Annotated in this window: 16 protein-coding genes and 1 tRNA gene; 11 read left to right on the top strand and 6 right to left on the bottom strand. The window is 34.7% G+C overall.

What is annotated here, in order from left to right:
- Positions 1-105 precede the first annotated feature (105 nt).
- The 3 genes from rnr to ACIQ6Z_RS00175 all read left to right on the top strand — a co-directional run bounded on the left by rnr (position 106) and on the right by ACIQ6Z_RS00175 (position 3763).
- Positions 106-2283, top strand: a complete 2178-nt coding sequence (gene rnr, locus ACIQ6Z_RS00185; protein ID WP_396208928.1) for a ribonuclease R — start codon at positions 106-108, stop codon at positions 2281-2283.
- A 41-nt stretch (positions 2284-2324) separates the two neighbouring features.
- Positions 2325-2993, top strand: a complete 669-nt coding sequence (locus tag ACIQ6Z_RS00180; RefSeq protein ID WP_396208927.1) for a head GIN domain-containing protein — start codon at positions 2325-2327, stop codon at positions 2991-2993.
- Between the two features lie 92 nt (positions 2994-3085).
- On the top strand, positions 3086-3763 hold the full coding sequence (locus ACIQ6Z_RS00175) for a LysE family translocator (protein WP_396208926.1): 678 nt from the start codon (positions 3086-3088) through the stop codon (positions 3761-3763).
- A 42-nt stretch (positions 3764-3805) separates the two neighbouring features.
- On the opposite strand, the gene ACIQ6Z_RS00170 is transcribed toward ACIQ6Z_RS00175, so the two are convergent.
- Positions 3806-3876 (bottom strand) — tRNA-Cys (locus ACIQ6Z_RS00170).
- 122 nt (positions 3877-3998) lie between these two features.
- On the opposite strand from ACIQ6Z_RS00170, the gene ACIQ6Z_RS00165 reads away from it, so the two are divergent.
- Entirely contained in the window at positions 3999-5918 is a 1920-nt protein-coding gene (locus tag ACIQ6Z_RS00165; RefSeq protein WP_396208925.1) for an LTA synthase family protein, read from the top strand.
- A 65-nt stretch (positions 5919-5983) separates the two neighbouring features.
- Here ACIQ6Z_RS00165 and folB read toward each other — a convergent pair whose 3' ends face one another.
- A complete protein-coding gene (gene folB, locus ACIQ6Z_RS00160; protein ID WP_396208924.1) occupies positions 5984-6343 on the bottom strand; it encodes a dihydroneopterin aldolase in 360 nt (119 codons plus the stop codon).
- Between the two features lie 132 nt (positions 6344-6475).
- Between folB and ACIQ6Z_RS00155 the strand changes: the two genes are divergently transcribed.
- Positions 6476-8158, top strand: a complete 1683-nt coding sequence (locus ACIQ6Z_RS00155) for a glutamine--tRNA ligase/YqeY domain fusion protein (RefSeq protein WP_396208923.1) — start codon at positions 6476-6478, stop codon at positions 8156-8158.
- A 329-nt stretch (positions 8159-8487) separates the two neighbouring features.
- Here the strand turns inward: ACIQ6Z_RS00155 and ACIQ6Z_RS00150 are convergent, their stop codons facing one another.
- Together ACIQ6Z_RS00150 and gltX are read right to left on the bottom strand one after the other, a co-directional pair.
- Positions 8488-9462, bottom strand: coding sequence for an SPFH domain-containing protein (locus ACIQ6Z_RS00150; protein ID WP_396208922.1), 975 nt, complete (start codon positions 9460-9462; stop codon positions 8488-8490).
- Positions 9463-9561: 99 nt separating this feature from the next.
- Positions 9562-11058, bottom strand: a complete 1497-nt coding sequence (gene gltX / locus ACIQ6Z_RS00145; RefSeq protein WP_396208921.1) for a glutamate--tRNA ligase — start codon at positions 11056-11058, stop codon at positions 9562-9564.
- A 177-nt stretch (positions 11059-11235) separates the two neighbouring features.
- On the opposite strand from gltX, the gene ACIQ6Z_RS00140 reads away from it, so the two are divergent.
- The 6 genes from ACIQ6Z_RS00140 to ACIQ6Z_RS00115 all read left to right on the top strand — a co-directional run bounded on the left by ACIQ6Z_RS00140 (position 11236) and on the right by ACIQ6Z_RS00115 (position 21010).
- Positions 11236-14559, top strand: coding sequence for a DUF4175 family protein (locus ACIQ6Z_RS00140; protein WP_396208920.1), 3324 nt, complete (start codon positions 11236-11238; stop codon positions 14557-14559).
- Positions 14546-14965 carry an rRNA maturation RNase YbeY gene (ybeY, locus tag ACIQ6Z_RS00135; protein ID WP_396208919.1) on the top strand — a complete coding sequence of 140 codons (420 nt, stop codon included), beginning with the start codon at positions 14546-14548 and terminating at the stop codon, positions 14963-14965. Before ACIQ6Z_RS00140 ends, ybeY begins: the two co-directional genes overlap by 14 nt.
- A 48-nt stretch (positions 14966-15013) precedes the next feature.
- A complete protein-coding gene (mnmG, locus tag ACIQ6Z_RS00130) occupies positions 15014-16885 on the top strand; it encodes a tRNA uridine-5-carboxymethylaminomethyl(34) synthesis enzyme MnmG (RefSeq protein ID WP_396208918.1) in 1872 nt (623 codons plus the stop codon).
- A gap of 123 nt (positions 16886-17008) precedes the next feature.
- Entirely contained in the window at positions 17009-17857 is an 849-nt protein-coding gene (locus ACIQ6Z_RS00125; RefSeq protein ID WP_396208917.1) for a class I SAM-dependent methyltransferase, read from the top strand.
- Between the two features lie 147 nt (positions 17858-18004).
- On the top strand, positions 18005-18661 hold the full coding sequence (locus ACIQ6Z_RS00120) for an OmpH family outer membrane protein (protein ID WP_396208916.1): 657 nt from the start codon (positions 18005-18007) through the stop codon (positions 18659-18661).
- A gap of 75 nt (positions 18662-18736) precedes the next feature.
- Complete coding sequence (locus tag ACIQ6Z_RS00115; RefSeq protein WP_396208915.1) at positions 18737-21010, top strand: helix-turn-helix domain-containing protein; 2274 nt, start codon at positions 18737-18739, stop codon at positions 21008-21010.
- On the opposite strand, the gene ACIQ6Z_RS00110 is transcribed toward ACIQ6Z_RS00115, so the two are convergent.
- Together ACIQ6Z_RS00110 and ACIQ6Z_RS00105 are read right to left on the bottom strand one after the other, a co-directional pair.
- Positions 21007-21396, bottom strand: a complete 390-nt coding sequence (locus ACIQ6Z_RS00110; RefSeq protein WP_396208914.1) for a DoxX family membrane protein — start codon at positions 21394-21396, stop codon at positions 21007-21009. The genes ACIQ6Z_RS00115 and ACIQ6Z_RS00110 overlap by 4 nt on opposite strands.
- A gap of 2 nt (positions 21397-21398) precedes the next feature.
- Entirely contained in the window at positions 21399-22550 is a 1152-nt protein-coding gene (locus ACIQ6Z_RS00105) for an ATP-binding protein (RefSeq protein WP_396208913.1), read from the bottom strand.
- Between the last annotated feature and the right edge of the window lie 22 nt (positions 22551-22572).

Here is a 22572-nt window from a genome sequence, read left to right as displayed (position 1 = left end):
AACTTTAATAGATTCAAATTTGTTATTTTTTGGTTAATTCTGATTTATGATTTCTAATTTCTAATTTCTTCTTCGTAACTTTAAACAATTATTAGAAAAGATACAATGAGTAAGAAACCAAAAAAAATAGGAAATAAACCAAAAGATTTTACTGCACAACTTTATAAAATACTCTCCAAAGAACCTTCAAAATCCTATAACTACAAACAAATTGCTGCCATATTAGAACTTTCTGATACCAAAAGTAGAAATGAAATAATAAGGGATTTAAAAATACTAAAAGCGCAAGATAAAATTCATGAAACCGAGATAGGAAAATACCAAATAATTTCTAAAGCAGAATATTACGAAGGAATTATAGACATGACTTCTCGAAAAAACGGTTATTTTGTTTGTGATGATTTAGAAGATGATGTTTTTGTTCCGTTTATTAATTTAAACCATGCTTTAGATGGCGATAAAGTGAAAGCTTATATTTACAATAGAAGAAGTTCTCGCAAACCAGAAGCAGAAGTATTAGAAATATTAGAACGAAAGAAAACAGAATTTGTTGGGGTAATTGATATTCAAAAAAACTTTGCTTTTGTTACAACTGCCAACGCTAAAATGTACACTGATATTTTTATTCCTAAAAATAAAATTAATGAAGCAGAACATGGAGATGTTGTTTTAGTACATCTAGAAGATTGGCCTAAAAAAGCTGATTCTCCTTTCGGTTCTGTACTAAAAGTATTAGGAAAACCAGGTGAACACAATACCGAAATTCACGCCATTTTAGCCGAATATGGATTACCCTATGATTTTCCAATTGAAGTAGAAGCGTATGCTAGTAAAATAGATACTTCAATTACAGAAGAAGAAATAAAAAAACGTCGCGATATGCGTGATGTTTTAACTTTTACCATCGATCCAAAAGATGCAAAAGATTTTGATGATGCCTTATCGTTTCAAGAATTGGATAATGGAAATTTTGAAATAGGCGTTCATATTGCCGATGTTTCGCATTATTTACAAGAAGGAACAATTTTAGATGATGAAGCGTATAACAGAGCAACTTCTGTATATTTAGTTGACAGAGTAGTACCTATGTTACCTGAAGTTTTATCCAACTTTGCGTGTTCGTTACGTCCACATGAAGAAAAATATACATTTTCAGCTGTTTTTCAATTAGACAATAAAGCAGAAGTAGTGGATTCGTGGTTTGGTCGAACGGTAATTTATTCCGATCAACGTTTTGCATACGAAGAAGCACAAAATATTATAGAGACGAAGTCAGCTGTAATTCCAGCTGAAATTTCATTAACTGGAAGTGAATATATCGTTCCAAAACCAATAGTTGATGCTACTTTAATAATGGATGAATTAGCTAAAATACTGCGTAGAAAAAGAATGGCAGCTGGAGCTATTTCATTTGATAAAGTAGAAGTAAAATTTAATTTAAATGAAGCAGCAGAACCTGTAGGTGTATACTTTAAACAAAGTAAAGATGCAAATCATTTGATTGAAGAATTCATGTTGTTAGCGAATAGAAAAGTAGCGGAATTTATTGGAAAACAAAAGAAAACATTCATTTATAGAATTCACGATGAACCAAATGAAGATAAATTAATAAATCTTCAAACTGTGATTGCTAAGTTTGGATATTCAATTAATTTCCGTTCTAAAAAAGACATTTCGAGTTCGTTGAATAACTTGCTTACTGAAGTCCAAGGTAAAAAAGAACAAAATTTAGTCGATACACTTACTATTAGAAGTATGAGTAAGGCAGCGTATTCTACTGAAAATATTGGTCATTATGGATTAGCATTTGATTATTACAGTCATTTTACTTCGCCAATTCGTCGTTATCCAGATGTTATGGCACACCGTTTGTTACAACACTACATCGATGGTGGAAAAAGTGCAAATGAAGAGGATTATGAAGTAAAATGTGAGCATTCATCTCAAATGGAAGCATTAGCAGCTCAAGCTGAAAGAGATTCTGTAAAATACATGCAAGTAAAATACATGCAAGATCATAAAGATCAGGAGTTTTTAGGGGTTATTTCAGGGGTAACTGAATGGGGAATTTATGTAGAAATAATAGAAAATAAATGTGAAGGTATGTGTAGAATTCGTGAAATTAGAGATGATTATTATACCTTTGACGACAAACAATATGCTTTAGTAGGTGAAGTTTCTAAAAATATTTTACAATTAGGTGATGAAGTTTACGTTACAGTAAAAAACGCTGATTTAGTAAAAAAACAATTGGATTTTCATTACGTAAAGAAAAGAGAGTAATATTTTAAAAAAAATAAATAACTTATAGTTAATTAATAAATATGAAAAAAATAATTTATAGTTTATTGTTAATGAGTTCATTAACGTATGCACAAACCGAAAAAAACGTAGGTGATTTTACAAAAGTAACCGCTTTTGATAAAATAGATGTCAATCTAATTGCTGCTTCAGAAAATAAAGTGGTATTAACAGGTGCTCATTCAAATGAAGTAGAATTAGTTAATAAAAACGGGGAATTAAAAATAAGAATGCCTTTAACAAAAATGTTGTCGGGTTATTCGGTTTCTGCTACCGTTTATTATAAAAAAATTGAAGCTGTTGAAGCAAATGAAGGAAGTAGAATTACTTCAAAAGATACAATTTCTGTTTTAAATTTTGATGTGATTTGTAAAGAAGGATCTGATATTAAACTCACTAATCTTCAAGCTGATCGTTTACAAATTCGTGTTTCACAAGGAAGTATTGTGACGATTATTGGTACCGTTAAAAATCAAGATGTTTTATCAAATTCAGCCGGAAAATATGACGGTCAAGATTGTAAAACCCAACAAACAGCAGTTACTGTAAATGCTGGTGGAATAGCTGAAGTAAACGCGACTGATATAGTAAATGCAAAAACAAGAGCTGGAGGAGAAATTACTATTTATGGAAATCCAAAAAAAGTAATTGAACAAAGTGTTGTTGGAGGAACAATAAAACAAGTAAAATAATAGAAATAAGTGTTCAATTTTTAGTTGGGAGTTTTTTTGTAAATTCGTATATTATTGAACATCCTAAATACTAATAACTGAATATTAAACACTTGATTATACAAGATATTTTAGCGGCTATTCCTTGGGGTTTTTTACTTGCTATTTCCATTGGTCCTGGTTTTTTTGTATTATTAGAAACCAGTATAACTAAAGGATTTAAAGCTGCATTTACCTTAGATTGTGGTATTATATTTAGTGATATCATTTTTATTTTAATTGCTTATTTTGCTTCCAATCAAATTTTAGCACAATTTAAAGATAATCCTAATTTATATATTATTGGTGGATCAATCATGTCGGTGTATGGTGTGATATCCTACATTCAACTGAAGAAAAAATTCGATATTGAAGAAGATAAGGATATAGATGATATTCCCAACAATAATTATTTAGGGTTGTTTTTTAAAGGCTTTTTCTTAAATGTAATCAATATTGGTATTTTAGGTTTTTGGATGATGGTCATCATCACACAAGGTCCTCGTCTACAAATGGTGCCATCCCGAGTTTTCACCTTTTTTGTAGCAACTTTATTTTTTTATCTAGCTATTGATGTGGTAAAAATTATCTTAGCCAAACAACTAAAACACCGTCTAACACCTGTAAATATTTACAAAATAAAAAGAGTGATTAGTTTTATTTTAATCATTTTTGGAGTGTTCTTTTTATTACAAGGCGTATTTCCTGGTTTTAAAGAAAAAGTTGTACACGAAATAGAAGTAACCCGTTAATTTAAAAAATAAAAAAACCTCCTAATTTCTTAGAAGGTTTTGAGGCATCGTCCGGATTCGAACCGGAGTAGACGGTTTTGCAGACCGCTGCCTAGCCGCTCGGCCACGACGCCATTGTTTGAACGGACTGCAAATTTACATTTTATTTCCTCTTTTCCAAAAATAATAACTATTTATTAAGTAGAAATAATTCGTTTTTAAGTTTACTTTTGCAACACAATTTAGTCTATTAGTTATGAAGAATTTACGTTTTCTAAAACCGATAATCAGTTATTTTAGTGTTGGATTAACCATAACAACCTTGAGTAGAATACTTTTGTTTTTAATTTTTAAAGAACGGGTAGTTGAAAACGAAAATTTTAGCCAATTATTTGTTATTGGTTTGCGATTTGATATTATTCTATTAAGTTATACCGCATTTATTCCAACACTACTAATTTTATTACTTCCCGAAACCATTTTACAAAAGATCAAAAAATTTATAAACCTATATTTTCTTTTCTTTTTATTCTTGTTTTTTTTGATGGAATTAGCAACACTTGATTTTATCAAGCAATACGATACACGTCCTAACAGGTTGTTTTTAGATTATTTAATTTATCCTAAAGAAGTAATAGGAACCTTATTAAAAAGCTATTTACCTTCTTTAATTATTTCTGCTATTTTAATAAATAGCACCCTTTATTTTGCCATTAATTACGGTAAAAAATTATTTTATCCCGTGGCAGGTAATTACAAAACTAAAATAATATGGTTCCCTGTAATTACTTTCTTGTTGTTTTTTGGAGCCAGAGGTAGTTTAACATCAAAACGCCCAATAAATGCAAGTAATGCGATTTTTTGTTCGGATCAAATGACCAATTCCTTAGGATTAAATTCATTGTATACCGTAGCTTTTGCCGCTTATTCTATAAAAAGTGAAGGTGATGTAAAAAAGTACGGAAAAATGGATGAGTTGGAAGCATATTCAAGAGTAAAAAAATACATGGATATTTCTGAATTTACTTCAATTGGTAATCCTTTTTTACATACCGTAACTCCAGATACTTTACAACCCAAGTATAATGTAGTTGTTTTTTTACAAGAAAGTCTAGGTGCTGAATATGTAGGTTGCTTGAATGGTTTACCATTAACACCAGAATTTGATAAATTAAGTAAAGAAGGCTTGTTGTTTACGAAGCTATATTGTACAGGAACCAGAAGTGTTCGGGGTATTGAACAGGTTACCTCTGGCTTTTTACCTAATCCTTCTGAGAGTGTTGTAAAATTAAGCGGTTCACAACAAGGCTTTTTCACTTTAGCCGAAGCTTTTGGAAAACAAAATTACGACACCAGTTTTATATATGGTGGCATGGCAAATTTTGATAATATGGCTTCCTTTTTCAATGGAAACGGATTTAAAAATATTATTGATGAAACCGATTTTGACGCCGATGGAAAGAAATATGCTATGAAAGGAACTTGGGGATATTGTGACGAAGATTTAGCAATAAAAGCCAATGATTATTTCAAATCATTAGGAAGTAAGCCGTTCTTTTCTCTGATGTTTTCCACCTCTAATCATGAACCTTTTGAGTTTCCTGACGGCAGAATAAAATTGCACGAAAAACCAAAAAATACCGTAAATAATGCTATGAAATATGCCGATTTTTCTATCGGAAAATTCTTTGAGTTGGCTAAAAAAGAGACCTATTTTAAAAACACTATTTTTGTAGTAATTGCCGATCACAACACAAGAACTTATGGAAAAAGCTTGGTACCTATTAACAAATTTCATATTCCAGCATTAATTATTGCGCCCAACATAAAGAAAGGAACAATCCATGACCAATTGGCCAGTCAAATGGATATTCCTTCTACGGTTTTGGCTTTATCAGGAATCACAACAAAATCACCAATGCCCGGACGTAATTTGATAAAATTACCCAAAGGAACTAAAGGACGAAGCATAATGTTGTTTCATGAAACCTATGCGTTTCGAGTTGAAAACGATGTTATTATTATGAATCCGAATACCAAACCATTACAGTTTAAAGTAAAAAGTGACACCGAATTAATTCCAGCACCCTTAAATGAAGAATTAGCTAAAGATGCCTTGGCTCATATTGTAGCTTCGAGTAATTTATACAAAAAAAGAGCGTATAAAATAGAGTAATTGTCGTTATAAATTTTTTTCTTTTGTATTATCTAGCATGATTGAAATTAAGAAAGAAAAAACGCTTAATTTCTAAAAGCTTCCATTTCAACAGTAACTGCTTCTACATCGCCGCCAATAGGAGGATTTTGTTTTGAAACTGCTACTTTAATTCGCGATACGGAAGGGATTTCCGCAAAACATCGGGTAATAATTCGCTGACCTACATGCTCTAACAACTTAGACCGAATAGCCATTTCGTCCACTACAATTTTATGCAGGTCCACATAATCTACTGTATCCAATAATTCATCAGTTGCAGCTGATTTACGTAAATCAGTTTTTACTTCTAAATCCACTCGGTAATCCGATCCTATTTTTGCTTCTTCAGCTAAACAACCGTGATAAGAGAAAGTCCTTATGTTTTGTAATTTAATGGTTCCCATGATTTTTTAGTTTCAAGTTTAAGATTTTATTGGTTCTAGGTTGTTTTCTTTATCCAAAGTTACATAAAACCTCAAACTTTTAAACTTGAAACTTGAAACATTTTCTATCTTTGCATAAAAGATAGAAAAATAATGTCAACAGAAGATAAATCATTGAATTTTATAGAACAAATCATTGAAGAAGATTTAAAAAATGGTTTGGACCAAAATAAATTACGTTTTCGATTTCCACCTGAACCGAACGGATATTTACATGTTGGTCATGCGAGCGCCATTTGTTTAAACTTTGGTCTAGGCATCAATTACAAAGCACCTGTAAACCTTCGTTTTGACGACACCAATCCTTCAAAAGAAGAACAAGAGTATGTAGACGCCATCAAACGCGATGTAGAATGGTTGGGTTTTCAATGGGATAAAGAATGTTATGCTTCGGATTATTTCCAACAATTGTATGATTGGGCTGTGGAATTAATTAAAAAAAATAAAGCCTATGTTGATAGTCAAACTTCAGAAGAAATGGCACAACAAAAAGGAACACCCACACAACCCGGCACCGACTCACCATACAGAAACCGTTCTGTTGATGAGAATTTGGATTTATTCACACGCATGAAGAACGGAGAATTCGAAAAAGGAACGCATGTTTTGCGCGCTAAAATTTCTATGGGAGCTAATAACATGTTAATGCGTGATCCTATTATTTATCGTATTATGCACGCACACCATCATAGAACAGGTAACGATTGGTGTATTTATCCAATGTATGATTGGGCACATGGCGAAAGTGATTATTTAGAGCAAATTTCTCATTCATTTTGTACACTAGAATTTTTGCCACATAGAGAATTATATGATTGGTTTTTGAATCAAATTTATGACTCCACAAAAGTGCGTCCAAAGCAAAGAGAGTTTGCTAGAAGAAATTTATCGCATACCGTGGTTTCCAAAAGAAAGTTATTACAATTAGTAGAAGAAAATCATGTTACAGGTTGGGATGACCCACGGATGAGTACGATTTCAGGAATGAGAAGACGTGGCTATACCCCAACTTCCATTCGGAATTTTGCCAATACCATCGGAATTGCAAAACGGGATAATTTAATTGACGTGTCGCTTTTAGAGTTTTGTGTGCGTGAAGATTTAAACAAAATAGCACCTCGTGTAATGGCGGTTTTAGACCCTGTAAAATTAGTAATTACTAATTATCCAGAAGGTCAAGAAGAATGGTTAGAAGCTGAGAACAACCCAGAAGAAGCAATAATGACTTATAGAAAAGTTCCTTTTTCTAAAGAATTATACATTGAAAGAGAAGATTTTCAAGAAGAGGCACATAAGAAATTTTTTCGTTTAACACTAGGAACCGAAGTTCGATTGAAAAATGCCTATATCATTAAAGGTGAATCGGTTGTAAAAGATGCTAATGGAAATATTACCGAAATTCACGCTACTTATGACGTTGATTCAAAATCAGGAAGCGGTACAGAAGCGAGCCAAAGAAAGGTAAAAGGAACCATTCATTGGGTTTCTACTGCTCACGCTAAAGAAGCTGAGGTGCGAGTATACGACCGATTGTTTACCCATGAAAGTCCAGATAAAGACAAAGAAGCCGATTTTAAAACATTTATTAACCAAAATTCCTTAAAAGTTATTACGGGTTACGTAGAACCAAGTTTGGTTACTTCAAAAGAATTGGATCATTTTCAATTCCAACGTTTGGGATATTTTTGTGTCGACCGCGATTCAACCGCAGAAAAATTAGTTTTTAATAAAACAGTTGGGCTAAGAGATACTTGGGCAAAAATTTCAGAACAATAAAAAAGTATTTAGAATTTTGTATTAAGAATTACGATTTCAAACCTACTAGGTATTTCCTTGTAGGTTTTTTTATTTTCATAAAACAGAAACTTGCACAACTTTCCCAAAGAAAAAAACTATTAGTAAAAGCTATTAACTTTGACTTCAAAATAAATAAAATCTTTTTAAAACAGCTTTCATAAGTGAGTTATATAAAGAAATCTTTTTGTAGCAATGTGATTTTATATAGTTATTAAAAAAGGTGGCTAAAATCGCACGATTTTAATTTTTGAGTATAAAAAAACCGCCAATGATAGAAAATTGACGGTTTTTAATTTTTTAAAATAATTTTATGCTTCGCTGGTATCGGAAGGATTAAAATCGGTTGCCGTATGGTCATTTTTTTTCTTGACACGTTTCGGTTGGTTTTTCATGGTTTCCCCAATTTGATTACTTGCGGTAAAACTCGCCACCATATTATTTAACATATCACTACCCGCTTGTGGAGAATTAGGCAACAATATTAAGTTTGAATTGGTATCGGCTCCAATAGCTTGTAGCGTATCATAATGTTGGGTTACGACAATTAATGCTGATGCTTCTTGAGAATTTATACCAACATTGTTTAACACTTCAACACTCTCTACAAGTCCGCGCGCAATTTCTCTTCGTTGGTCTGCAATACCTTGTCCCTGTAGTTTTTTACTTTCAGCTTCCGCTTTTGCTTTTGCAACAATTCTAATGCGCTGTGCTTCCGATTCAAATTCTGCTGCTGTTTTTTCACGATCTGCAGCATTGATTCGGTTCATCGCATTTTTTACTTGAATATCCGGATCAATATCCGTTACTAAGGTGTTAATGATGTCATAACCATACGCCATCATGGATTCGTTTAATTCACGTTTTACCGCAATAGCAATGTCGTCTTTTCTTAAAAAAACATCATCTAAAATTAATTTAGGAACTTCGGCACGCACCACGTCAAAAACATAAGCTGTAATTTGATCGTGTGGGTATTCTAATTTGTAGAACGCCTCGTAAACCTTACTTTGAATAACGTTAAACTGCACCGAAACTTTCATTTTAATAAATACGTTGTCTTTAGTTTTCGTTTCAATAATAACGTCTAATTGTTGAATTCTAAGATTTACTCTTCCAGCAATGCGATCAATTACAGGAATTTTTAATTGCAAACCAGAACTTCTAATGCTTGTGAATTTTCCAAATCGCTCGATTACAACAGCTGTTTGCTGTTTTACCGTAAAGAAGGAAGAAAAAAGAATAACTAAACCAATGAAAACAATAGGAAACATGATAAAATCCATAATTTGTAGTTTTTAAAATTTTTAATTATACGCTGCATTTCTTAAAAAGTTACACCACTTATGAAATAAAAAAGTCCCTGAATTTCAGGGACTTTGCTTTTATAAACTTGAGATTGCTTTTTCAATCCGTTTGATGGTTTCTGTTTTACCAATCATTTCTATAATATCAAATAAATGAGGTCCTTTAAGCGCACCAACCAAACTCAGTCTGAGCGGTTGCATTACTTTTCCCATTCCAATTTCGTGGGTTGTCATCCAGTTTTTTAATTCGGTTTCAATGCTAGCGGATGTAAAATCTTCTATTTTTTCCAATTCGGAGATCACTTGTTGCATTAATCCTGGTGTTTCTTCTTTCCAGTTTTTTGCGGCTTTGTCGTCGTAAGATGTTGGCGCCTCAAAGAAATAATCGGCTAAATCCCATAATTCATTTACAAAATGCGCTCTTTCTTTAATTAATGAGACTACTCTTTCCAAATCCATTACCGAAGAAACACCTCTTTTTTCTAATGCCTCAGAAAAACTTTTAGCTAGTTCTTTATCACTTTTCCCTATTAAATACTGATGATTAAACCATTTGTTTTTTTCAGGATCAAATTTTGCTCCGGCTTTGTGAATGCGGTTTAGATCAAATTTTGCCACCAATTCTTCCAAAGAAAAAATTTCTTGTTCGGTGCCATCATTCCAGCCTAATAACGCTAAAAAGTTGATTACGGCTTCGGGGAAAAATCCAGCTTCTTTATAGCCGTTTGACGTTCCTTCTGCAGTTGTCCACTCTAAAGGAAAAACAGGAAATCCCATTTTATCGCCATCGCGTTTGCTTAATTTTCCGTTTCCAATAGGTTTTAAAATCAAAGGTAAATGTGCAAATTCTGGAGCGTTCCAACCAAACGCTTTGTATAATAAATAGTGTAAAGGCAAACTTGGTAACCATTCTTCACCTCGGATGACGTGTGTGGTTTCCATTAAATGATCATCCACAATATTCGCTAAATGATAGGTTGGCATTCCATCTGATTTGAACAATACTTTATCGTCTAATAAATTCGTGTCAAATTTAATATTGCCTCTAATGATGTCTTGTAGTTCTAAAACTTCATTCACGGGTGTTTTAAAACGAATGACATACTGTTCTTCATTTTCTAAGCGTTCGGCAACTTTTTCCCGTGAAACTGTCAACGAATTGTCCATTTGCTCTCTTACAGTATGATTGTAAATAAAGGTGTTTCCGATGGCCTCTGCATCTTTACGCATAGCGTCTAAACTTTCAGCAGTATCAAATGCATAATACGCCCAACCTGAAGCAATCAATTGGTCGGCATATTGTTGGTATATTGCTTTTCGTTCGCTTTGACGATAGGGCCCAAATTTTTCGTTCTTTCCAATGGTTTCATCTGGCGCTATTCCCAACCACTCTAATGCTTCAAAAATATAAGCTTCGGCTCCAGGAACAAAACGTGTTTGATCGGTATCTTCAATACGAAGATAGAATACACCTCCATGTTTTTTAGCAAATAAATAATTAAATAAAGCGGTTCGAACCCCACCTATGTGAAGAGGTCCTGTCGGACTTGGTGCAAATCGTACTCTTACAGACATTTTATTAAATTTTAGGCAAAGATACAATTTGAATTTTGATTTTGCGGCTGATGGATGACTGAAGTTGGGCGATGAAAACTTGAAACAAAACTCAAATGTTAAGTTTCATAAAAAACCTATTGACTAATCTAGATAGATATCGTATTTTTAGCGGTTATTAACCAAGGGTTTATAGAGTTGTCAGAAAAAAACATAATTTACTTCAAACTAGAACGTTTTATCAAGAAGTTCTATACCAACGAACTGATCAAAGGAACACTTCTTTTCATCGGCTTTGGCTTGTTGTATTTTATTTTCACGTTATTGGTTGAATATTATTTATGGCTTTCTATTCAAGGTAGAACGCTTTTGTTTTGGTTGTTTGTGGCGGTTGAATCTTATTTATTAATTCGTTTCATTGCTTTTCCGCTATTTAAGTTGTTTAAGTTGCAAAAAGGAATTAATCACGAACAGGCGGCACAAATTATTGGGGATCATTTTTCCGATGTTCAAGATAAATTACTCAATTTTCTTCAGCTAACACATCAAAAACAAAGTTCTGAATTGGTTCTTGCTTCCATTGAACAAAAAGCGGCAGCCTTACAGCCCATTCCGTTCTCAAATGCGGTTAATTTTACTCAAAACAAAAGGTTTTTACCCTACGCCTTTGCGCCTATTGTATTGTTGATTTTGTTTTTTATTTCAGGAAATTCAGAAATTATTTCAAACAGTTTTACGCGGGTGGTGCATTACAAAACAACTTTTACACCTCCTGCTCCTTTTGAGTTTGTACTATTAAACCCTTCATTAACCACCCAACAATATTCCGATTTTACATTACAAGTAAAAACACGTGGTAAGGTAATTCCAGAAAATGTAGCCATAAAAATTGGAGAAGAAGTCTATTATTTACAAAGTGTGCGACCCGGATTTTTTGAGTATACCTTTTCAAAATTAACCAAAGACGTGCTATTTTCGTTGCAAGCTAATGACATACAATCTGATACGTTTCACATAAACGTGATGGATGTGCCGACCATTACAAATTTTCAAATGCAATTGAAGTATCCCGCATATTTGGGCAAGAAAGCGGAAACCATTCAAGGAACAGGTAATGCGGTAGTTCCAGAAGGTACCGTAATTACATGGAACATCCATGCGGTTGCTACGGATAAAGTGGTATTACATCTCAATAATAGACCAAGCCCTTTTGCCGTTCGTCCTCCCATTTTTTCTACGTCCAGAAAAATAATAGGCAATCTAAACTATGAAATTAGCACTTCCAATAAACAATGGGAATCGTTCGAAAAACTCACCTATCAAATTTCGGTAATAAAAGATCAGTTTCCTAGTATTTCAATACAAGCTGCACCCGATTCGTTGCGTTTGAAATCAATAGTCCTTTTGGGCCAAATTTCTGATGATCACGGGTTGACAAAGCTGCAACTTGTTTATTATCCTAAAGAAAATCCCAGCGCTAAAAAAATCGCCACGTTACCCATACAAAAACAAGCGGTCGATCAATTTGTATATTCTTTTCCTGTCGGCGTTACGCTAGAAAAAGGGGTAAATTATGAGTATTATTTTGAGGTGTTTGATAATGATGTAGTTAACCAATTCAAAAGCACCAAATCGGTTGTTTTTCAGCATTATGAGTTAACGGAATCCCAAAAAGAAGATCAGCAATTAAAAGAACAACAAGAAAACATCAACAGTCTCGAAAAATCACTCCAAAACCAAGACAAGCAGCTTTCGGAATTAGATAAGCTCCAAAAAATGAACAAAGAAAAGGCTGTTTTGGACTTTAAAGATCAAAAGAAGGTATCCGATTTTATCAACCGACAGAAGCAACAAGACGAAATGATGAAAGAGTTTACCAAAAAACTAACCGAAAATTTAGAAGAATTCAATCCAAAAGCCCAAGATAAAGAAAAACAAGAATTGTTGCGAAGGCTTGAAGAAGCAGAAAAACAATCCGAAAAAAACGAAAAATTACTGAAAGAATTAGAAGAACTTTCTAAAAAAATAGAAAAAGAGGATTTGTTTGATAAAGCGGATAAATTAAAACAAAACGCTAAAAATCAGAAACAAAATCTGGAACAATTGGTGGAATTAACCAAACGTTTTTATGTTGAAAAAAAAGCCGAACAGATAGCTGATAAATTACTACAACTCGGCGAAAAACAAGATCAATTGGTCGCAGATCCAAAAGATAATAGTGAAAAGGCCCAAAAAGATATCAATGCTGCTTTTGACGACATTCAAAAAGAGTTGCAAGAGCTGGATAAAGAAAATAAGGAATTAAAAGCTCCGCTAGATATTCCTAACGAAAAAAACGAACAAGAAGACATTAAAAAAGATCTTCAAAAAGCAGCTGAAGAATTAAATAAACAACAGCCAAAAAAGGCCCAGCCGAAGCAGAAAGCTGCCGCCGCTAAAATGAAAGAAATGAGTCAAAAAATGACCCAATCTATGAATGCAGGTGAATCGGAACAAATGCAAGAGGACGCGAAGCTATTACGACAAATATTGGATAATTTACTGGCTTTCTCATTTGATCAAGAACGATTGATAGCAACCACCAATACAGCACAAACCCGATCATTACAACTGAATAAAGTATTAAAAAAGCAGCAGGATTTGAAACTACAATTCAAACACGTAGATGATAGTTTGTTTGCGGTATCTTCCCGAAATCCACGCATTACGGAAATCATTTTAAAAGAACTAGGCGATGTGCATTATAATCTTGACAAGACATTAGAATCGTTGGCCGATAATAATATTTCTAAAGGAGGGTCTTACCAGCAATATGTACTTACGTCCGCTAATCGTTTGGCTGATTTTTTAAGCAACGTTCAAAGCCAAATGAAAATGGATATGCAAGGGCAAGGAAAAGGCAGTCCAAAACCAGGAAAAGGACAAGGATCGGGTATGCAGTTGCCAGATATTATTAAAAAACAGGAAGGACTCGGAGAAAAAATGAAAGAGGGCATGAAGCCCGGAGATCAGCCCGGCAATAAACCTGGCGATGGCAAACAAAAAGGAAAAGAAGGAAAAGGAGAGTCTGGTGGTGAAAGCGAAGAAGGGGAAAATGGATCTGAAGGTAACGCAGGTAAGGTTTTAGACATTCTTAAAGAGCAGCGCCAGTTGCGCGAGGCCCTTCAGAAGGCTCTTGAGAAAGAAGGCATGACCAATCAAGGCATGAGTGCTTTACAACAAATGAAAGACCTTGAAAAACAATTGATCAACAAAGGCTTTAAGAACGAAATCCTTCAAAAAATGTTGCAACTTAAACACGAACTTTTAAAACTTGAAAAAGCAATTCAACAGCAAGGGGAAGACACCAAAAGGCAATCAAAAGTAAACGCACAAAATTATTCTAATTCAGCGCCGCCGCTCTCCAAAGAATTAAAAGAATATATTAATAGTGTTGAAATATTAAACAGACAAAGCTTACCTTTGCATCCCAATTATAATCAGAAAGTACAACGTTATTTTAAGAGCTATGATCAGTTTTAATTACGAGACCCAATTTGTTTTAGAGAACGAATCCGCATTTGAAGATTGGATTTCTCGCATTATTGCATCGGAAGGATTTGAGGAGGGAGAGATAAATTATATCTTTTGTGACGATGCCTATTTACATAAAATCAATTTGGAATATTTGAATCATGACACTTTAACGGACATCATTAGTTTTGATTATACTGTAGGAAATTTATTACAAGGCGATATTTTCGTTTCGGTGGAACGCGTAATAGATAACGCCAAAGATTTTAAGGTTTCGTTTGACGAGGAAATAAAGAGGGTGTTGTCGCACGGGGTTCTTCATTATTGCGGCTATAAAGACAAATCTCCAGAACAAGAAGCGATCATGCGTAATAAAGAGGATGAAAAAATCAAAATGTTTCACGTGGAACAGTAACAATCCCGCGTGATGCTTGTTTCACGTGGAACATAAAATTAGGATAAAATGTTTTTAAACGAATATGATGTAATTGTTGTCGGTGCGGGTCATGCTGGTTGTGAGGCTGCTGCTGCTGCTGCTAATATGGGTTGTTCTACCTTATTGGTAACCATGAACCTGCAAAATATTGCTCAGATGTCTTGCAATCCAGCTATGGGCGGTATTGCTAAAGGACAAATTGTCCGAGAAATCGATGCTCTAGGGGGTTATTCAGGTATTGTATCGGATAAAACAGCCATTCAATTTAAAATGCTAAACAAATCGAAGGGCCCCGCTATGTGGTCACCTCGTGTACAATCGGATAGAATGCGTTTTTCTGACGAGTGGAGAACCATGCTTGAGAACACTCCAAACCTTGATTTTTATCAAGAAATGGTTGCGGGTTTGCTTTCGGATAATGGTAAAATTACCGGTGTAAAAACATCTTTAGGGGTTTCTATAAAAGCCAAATCAGTGGTATTAACCAATGGCACTTTTCTCAACGGATTAATTCATATTGGAGAAAAACAATTTGGTGGTGGTCGTGCTGGAGAAAGCGCTTCTTTTGGTATTACGGAAGATTTGGTTAAATTAGGATTTGAGTCGGGGAGAATGAAAACGGGTACGCCTCCAAGAGTTGATGGCAGATCTTTAGATTTTTCTAAAATGGTAGAACAGCCGGGTGATGATATGCCGGAAAAGTTTTCTTATACCAATCTTACAGCGCCTTTGAAAACTCAGCGCTCTTGTTGGATGTCTTATACCTCTCTAGAGGTTCATGATATTTTGCGTGAAGGTTTTGACAGAAGTCCTATGTTTAATGGGAGAATTAAAAGCTTAGGCCCACGATATTGTCCTTCTATCGAAGACAAAATTAATCGCTTTGCAGACAAAGAACGTCATCAATTGTTTATAGAGCCAGAGGGTTGGACTACCTGTGAATATTACATTAACGGATTTTCCACATCTTTACCAGAAGACATTCAGTTTAAAGCGTTAAGATCGGTGGCGGGTTTTGAAAATGTAAAGTTCTTTAGGCCAGGTTATGCTATTGAATACGATTACTTCCCTCCTACGCAGTTGCATCACACCTTAGAGACGAAATTAGTTGAGGGATTGTATTTTGCCGGGCAAATAAACGGCACTACTGGATATGAAGAAGCGGCTTCTCAAGGATTAATGGCGGGAATAAATGCTGCTTTAAAAGTACAGCAACGCGAACCTTTTATTCTTAAAAGAGACGAAGCTTATATTGGTGTTTTGATCGACGATTTAATTACAAAAGGAACTGAAGAGCCTTACAGAATGTTTACCTCGCGCGCCGAGTACCGCACGTTATTACGTCAAGACAATGCAGATTATCGATTGACACCTAAATCATTTGAAATTGGATTGGCAAAAGAAAACCGCTTGATTCGAATGGAACAAAAATTTTCTCAGTCGGAGGCAATGGTTAATTTTTTTAAAGAGACCAGTATAAAACCAGAAGAAGCAAATCCCATATTAGAAGCGAAAGGTTCTGCTCCAATGAGTCAGCCCGACAAAATGTTTAAAGTGTTTTCTCGTCCTCAATTGGATTTGGAAGACTTTAGAAAGTTTAATAAAGTTGCGGCTTATATTGACGAACACAATTTGGATCAAGAAGTGGTGGAGCAAGCCGAAATACAAGTTAAATATTCGGGTTATATCGAAAAAGAAAAAAACAATGCGGATAAATTAACCCGTTTGGAAGACATGATTATTCCAGATAATTTTAATTTCGACAAGATTCAATCTATTTCTATAGAAGCCAAACAAAAATTAAATAAAATTCGTCCTAGGACCATTGCTCAAGCGTCACGCATAAGTGGTGTTTCGCCGAGTGATATTTCAGTGTTGCTGATATACATGGGAAGATAAGATGGCAGTAAGTTTGAATACCCGTTATACCTTAATAGGTACTTCATAAATCTTTATCTTAACATGTTTCACGTGAAACAACAATGCTAAACACTATTAAAATTGACATTTGATTAAAAAAACATGAAATTTTCAGAAGACCATTATTATAGTACCGTTAAAGATTTTTCAGTCTCTGGAGAATCCTTTTCATTATTAATCAACGAAGAATACCAATTGTTAAAAACACACCCCCAGCCTACTTTAGATCGATTGGGCGTGTATTATGAGTTTGAAGACTATATTTCCCACACCGACGGAAAACGAACCCTTTTTGAAAAAACATATCATTTTATAAAACGAAGCGCTATAAAAAACAAAGTGCGATTGATTGGATCGTATCAACCGCTAAAAGGAAAGCTTTTGGACATTGGTGCAGGTACAGGAGATTTTCTAATGGAAGCAAAAAAACAAAATTGGGAAATTGTAGGAATTGAACCCAATGAAAAAGCCAAAGCCATTGCCGTTGGTAAAGGCGTAGAATTTGCCGATGCCATAGAAAAGCTAGAAAGCAATTCTTTTGATGTCATCACCCTTTGGCATGTATTGGAGCACGTGCCTGATGTAGCTCATCAAGCAGCCGAATTGAAGCGCTTGCTCAAACCCTCTGGCACACTTATCATTGCAGTGCCAAATTTTAAATCTTTTGATGCCAACTATTATAAGACGTTTTGGGCAGCATATGATGTACCTCGCCATTTGTGGCATTTTTCTAAAACAGCAATTGAAAAATTGTTTGATCATCAAAACATGAATCTGTTAGAGGTGAAACCAATGTGGTTTGATAGCTTTTATGTTTCTTTATTATCCGAAAAGTACAAAACGGGTAAAATGAACTTTATTCGCGGATGTAGTATTGGATGTATTTCAAATCTGGTTGGATTATTTAAAAAAGAGTTTTCTTCACACATTTACATCTTAAAAAACAAATAAAACGCGTTTTTAAGCGATTTAAGCGATTTTTAACACCAAGGCAACGACAGAGTTGTTTTGTTTTAGTTTTTGTGTTAAAAAACATTTATAGCAACCGTTTTTTATAACACAAAACTATTGTCATTTTTATTGCCATAAGAAATGCTTATGTTTAAAAACAAAAATAAAAAAGCTACAAATTTGCAACTTGATAACTTATTATTACTTTTACAAAAATTTAAAAAACATTTACAACCAATGAAAAAAGTCATTTTAATTGTAGCCCTTTTAGCAAGTTTATTTGCTTGTAATAAAAATGAAGGAAAATCAGCAAGTCTAAAAACAGCATATATTGATACCGCAGAAATTTTAGAAAAATACGAGAAATTTAAAGCGGAAGATGAAAAGTTCAAGGTGAAGTCTGAAGAAATGGGACGTCCATTAGAAGCTAAAGTAAAAGCTTTCCAAATGGAAGCACAAAGCTTTCAGCAAAATGCACAAGTTAAAGGGCCACAATGGGCACAACAAAAAGGTGCTGAACTTTCACAAAGAGAACAACAACTTGGTGTTGAGCAAAACGCTTTGTTACAACAATTACAAGAGGAAGGTAGTGTGTTAAGAGATTCTATTATTAAAGAAGTAAAAGTATTTATTAAAGAGTACGGAAAAAAGAAGGGATATGATTATATCTACGGAACGGGAGATGCCGCCACTATCTTATACTCTAAAGACACTTTCAACATCACAGAAGAAGTGTTAAAAGAGTTGAATGACAAATACAAAGCTTCCGATAAAAAAGAAGAAAAAGTTGTTGAGAAAAAATAATAAAAAAGTCCTGATCCTTCAGGACTTTTTTATTTCTTGAGCTTTCTCTATATTTGTTTTATAATTTTACGCCATATGGAATCACTATCAGCCGCCGCTCAATACACCCTTCAGTTTATTAATCAGACCAACAGATCTCTTTTTCTTACAGGTAAAGCTGGAACTGGAAAAACAACGCTCTTAAAAGAAATTATTGCTACGACACACAAGAATACTGTTGTTGTAGCGCCCACTGGAATTGCCGCTTTGAATGCAAACGGAGTAACCATTCACTCCCTTTTTCAATTGCCTTTTGCAGCTTTTATTCCAAATGACCTGCCCCTTTCCCACTTCTCCAATTTTGTAAAATTTGAAAATCGCGACACGTTAGCCAGACATTTTAAAATGAATGCCACCAAGCGATCGGTCCTTCAAAACATGGAATTACTCATTGTTGATGAGGTGTCGATGCTGCGCGCCGATATTTTAGACGCTATAGATTTTATGTTGCGCAAAGTAAGAAGAAATGAAAGGCCTTTTGGAGGCGTTCAAGCGCTTTTTATTGGCGATTTACTACAACTGCCACCAGTAGTAAAAAATGAAGAATGGGAAGTATTAAAAAAGTATTATCGCGGCATGTTTTTTTTTCATTCGCACATCTTGCAACAACACCCACCATTGTATATTGAGTTGGATAAAATTTTTAGGCAATCCGACCCTGAATTTATTGCGGTATTAAACAATTTGCGATACAATGCCATTAAGGCTTCCGATATCAAGACGTTAAATCAATTTGTACAGCCCAATTTCGATTTAAAGCACCATCCGGGGTTTATTATTTTGACGACTCACAACGCAAAAGCTGATGCGATAAACGCGCAATCGCTTCAAGATTTGAAAGGGAAAACCTTCACTTTTTTACCTGAAATTACAGCCGATTTTCCCGAAAAAATATTCCCATTAGACGATAAACTTCAAGTAAAAGTTGGGGCGCAAGTTATGTTTATTAAAAACGATTTGAGTTTTGAAAAAAACTATTTCAACGGAAAAATGGGCGTGGTAAAATCGCTAACCGAAAACGAGATTTTTGTCCATTTCCCCGAAGAAAACAAAACCATTGAAGTGGAGCGTTATGAATGGCAAAATATTAGATATAAAGTCAACGAAAACACCAAAGAAATTGAAGAGGAAGTCATCGGAACTTTTGTGCAATATCCCATAAAGTTAGCTTGGGCCATCACCGTTCATAAAAGTCAAGGATTAACTTTTGAAAAAGCCGCAATTGATGTTTCACAGGTTTTTGCGCCCGGTCAAGCGTATGTGGCTTTATCTCGTTTGCGATCGTTAAACGGACTGGTGCTGTTGTCTCCGTTGCAAATGAATGGCATTTCAAGTGATGAAACGGTGCTACAATATGCCGCAACTAAAGCAACCACTGAAGGACTACAACTCGCGCTGGTGAAAGAAACCAAAACCTATTGGCTCACCACATTATCATATTCGTTTGATTTTAAAGCATTGGGACAAGAATGGCGCAATCATTTGTACAGTTATAATTCAGAAGCCCCTAAGTCGCCTAAAGCCAAACATTATGATTGGGCTAAAACCCAGCACGAACAGCTGACCGCTTTATTGCAGCCTTCGGAAAAGTTTGTTTCGCAATTGCAAAAAATATTTCACCAACACGAACTAGACACCCAATTTGTGAAGGAACGATGCGACGCGGCATACCAGTACTTTTTCAAAGCACTGGATCAACTCGCAGAAGCCATATTATTAAAAATAGAAGAAGTAAAACGACTCAAAAAAGTTAAGGCCTTATACGACGAATTATCAGCACTGGAAGAACTTCAAATCAAAGCCATATTGCAACTTAAAAAAGCTAAAGCATTAACCGATTGTTTTGTTGAAGGGAAAGAAATTTCAAAAAAAAGCATCAAACAAGACGATAGCAATACTTATAAAATAAATAAGCTCGTTGTGGTTGCCGAACGATTTAGAAGTCAATTTGCCGCATTGGCTGACCAAGAAGAGGAGGGCTATTATGCTGAACCCAAGAATAAAAAAACGAAGGAACCCAAGACATCAACTATAGAAGAAACGCTGCTGTTGTGGAACCAAAAGTTATCCCTCTATGCTATTGCCAAGCAACGAAAATTGACACCGCAAACCATTTATAATCATTTTGCTAAATTGATTCAAATGGAAAGGGTACAACTTTCCGATTTGTTACTAGAAGACAAAATCTCTGATTTAAAACTCGCTTTCAATGATTTTAAAGGCGAAAGTTTGGGCGAATTGAAAGAAATTCACGGAGACAAGTTCTCTTGGGACGAATTGCGATTATATAAAGCGAGTTTGGGACGTTAACCCAACAAGAAAACAGCTAAAACCGCAGGAATAAAGTAAATTACTATGGTTCGAGCGCCATCGTAATCTTTTGCCAAGCGTTGTCCAAAAAGCAAAAACAACAGCGTAATACATGAGACAATTGCACCATAAAACCCCAAACCATTGGTAACGTGTTGTTGTACAAATAGTTGTAAAATACCCGATACACACAATACACCAGCAACGATTTCCAAAACGAGCACAATCATCAATGCTAAAGGCACTTGTTTTGCCAATATGGTTGCTACAAAATGATCGGTTAACCAGGCCACATTACCTTTCCAATCTTTAATTTTATCGTATCCAGATTGTAAAAAAGTAATTGCCAATAGGGCGAGAACTAAGATAGGAGCTGCTTCTGTCATAATTAAGTGTTTTTATGAATTAAACGAGTGAGTTTTATAGATAAGTCGGTTAGGATGATTTTACTATTTCCATTGCGTTCAATGTGGTAAATAGCCTCTTCCAATTCTTTGTAAATATCAGTAATATTTGCACCATTTACAAACGGAGCAAATTTTTCCAATTCAAATTTGGGTACGTTTGTTTCCATGAATACTAATTCGTTGGCTTGATAATTAAGCAACAAAGCTTGCCTGAAAAAATGAATGCAATAGTGTAAAAATTGTTTTTGCGTTTCTCTTCCCGTGGCAGCTATTTTTTCACTCCAGGCAATTAAATCGTTTATTGCCGCGGCATTTCCTTTGGCCCTAAAGGCACTTCTAACCCACTCTACAAACCATTCATCAAACGGAAATTCATCGTTTTCCTTTCGAAAAATATGCAGTGCTTTGTTGTAATTGCCTTCGCTTTGGTGCGCAATTTTTTTTGCTTGTATGGGGTCGCAATTTTCACGTGAAACCAATGATTCTGCAATAACGCTTTCGCTTAAACCCATAAAATCGATTACTTGGCAACGCGATACTATGGTTTGTAACAAATCTCCAATATTCTCGGTAATGAGTATAAACACGGTCTTCGCAGGAGGTTCTTCTAATAATTTTAATAATTTATTAGCGGAGGGTCCGTTCATTTTATCGGCCATCCAAATGATCATTACTTTATATCCGCCTTCATAGGCTTTTAAGGCTAATTTTTTATTGATATCGGTGGCTTCATCCACACTGATTAACCCTTGTTTGTTTTGAATGCCCAAATTGCGCAACCAATCAAACAAACTTCCATACGGCGATTCCGATAAAAATTGGCGCCATTCGACCATAAAATGATCACTAACAGGATGACTTTTTATCCCATCAGTAGTGGCAACAGGAAACACAAAATGCAAATCGGGATGCGAAAAATGTTCAAATTTTAGGTTACAAGCGGTGTTTTCACCTGCATTTTCGCCACCCACATTACCACACAACAAATATTGCGCATAGGCAATAGCCATGGGAAGTGTTCCGGAGCCTTCTGGGCCCACAAACAATTGAGCGTGCGGAATCCTACCGGCCTCAGCACTTTTAGTGAGGTGGTTTTTTATGTGAACTTGACCTAAAATATCCTTAAAAAGCATACAACAAACCTAATCAAATTTT

The organism is Flavobacterium sp., assembly GCF_044376915.1.
GTDB lineage: Bacteria > Bacteroidota > Bacteroidia > Flavobacteriales > Flavobacteriaceae > Flavobacterium.
This window is presented reverse-complemented; position numbering and strand designations above follow the sequence as displayed.

Bases quoted from the DNA above. Each gene is read 5' to 3' on its own strand.
- ACIQ6Z_RS00155 (WP_396208923.1), top strand. From the start codon at position 6,476: ATGTCAACAGAAGATAAATCATTGAATTTTATAGAACAAATCATTGAA.
- mnmG (WP_396208918.1), top strand. From the start codon at position 15,014: ATGTTTTTAAACGAATATGATGTAATTGTTGTCGGTGCGGGTCATGCT.
- rnr (WP_396208928.1), top strand. From the start codon at position 106: ATGAGTAAGAAACCAAAAAAAATAGGAAATAAACCAAAAGATTTTACT.
- ACIQ6Z_RS00165 (WP_396208925.1), top strand. From the start codon at position 3,999: ATGAAGAATTTACGTTTTCTAAAACCGATAATCAGTTATTTTAGTGTT.
- ACIQ6Z_RS00125 (WP_396208917.1), top strand. From the start codon at position 17,009: ATGAAATTTTCAGAAGACCATTATTATAGTACCGTTAAAGATTTTTCA.
- folB (WP_396208924.1), bottom strand. From the start codon at position 6,343: ATGGGAACCATTAAATTACAAAACATAAGGACTTTCTCTTATCACGGT.
- ACIQ6Z_RS00115 (WP_396208915.1), top strand. From the start codon at position 18,737: ATGGAATCACTATCAGCCGCCGCTCAATACACCCTTCAGTTTATTAAT.
- ACIQ6Z_RS00105 (WP_396208913.1), bottom strand. From the start codon at position 22,550: ATGCTTTTTAAGGATATTTTAGGTCAAGTTCACATAAAAAACCACCTC.
- ACIQ6Z_RS00120 (WP_396208916.1), top strand. From the start codon at position 18,005: ATGTTTAAAAACAAAAATAAAAAAGCTACAAATTTGCAACTTGATAAC.
- ACIQ6Z_RS00150 (WP_396208922.1), bottom strand. From the start codon at position 9,462: ATGGATTTTATCATGTTTCCTATTGTTTTCATTGGTTTAGTTATTCTT.
- gltX (WP_396208921.1), bottom strand. From the start codon at position 11,058: ATGTCTGTAAGAGTACGATTTGCACCAAGTCCGACAGGACCTCTTCAC.
- ACIQ6Z_RS00180 (WP_396208927.1), top strand. From the start codon at position 2,325: ATGAAAAAAATAATTTATAGTTTATTGTTAATGAGTTCATTAACGTAT.
- ACIQ6Z_RS00110 (WP_396208914.1), bottom strand. From the start codon at position 21,396: ATGACAGAAGCAGCTCCTATCTTAGTTCTCGCCCTATTGGCAATTACT.
- ybeY (WP_396208919.1), top strand. From the start codon at position 14,546: ATGATCAGTTTTAATTACGAGACCCAATTTGTTTTAGAGAACGAATCC.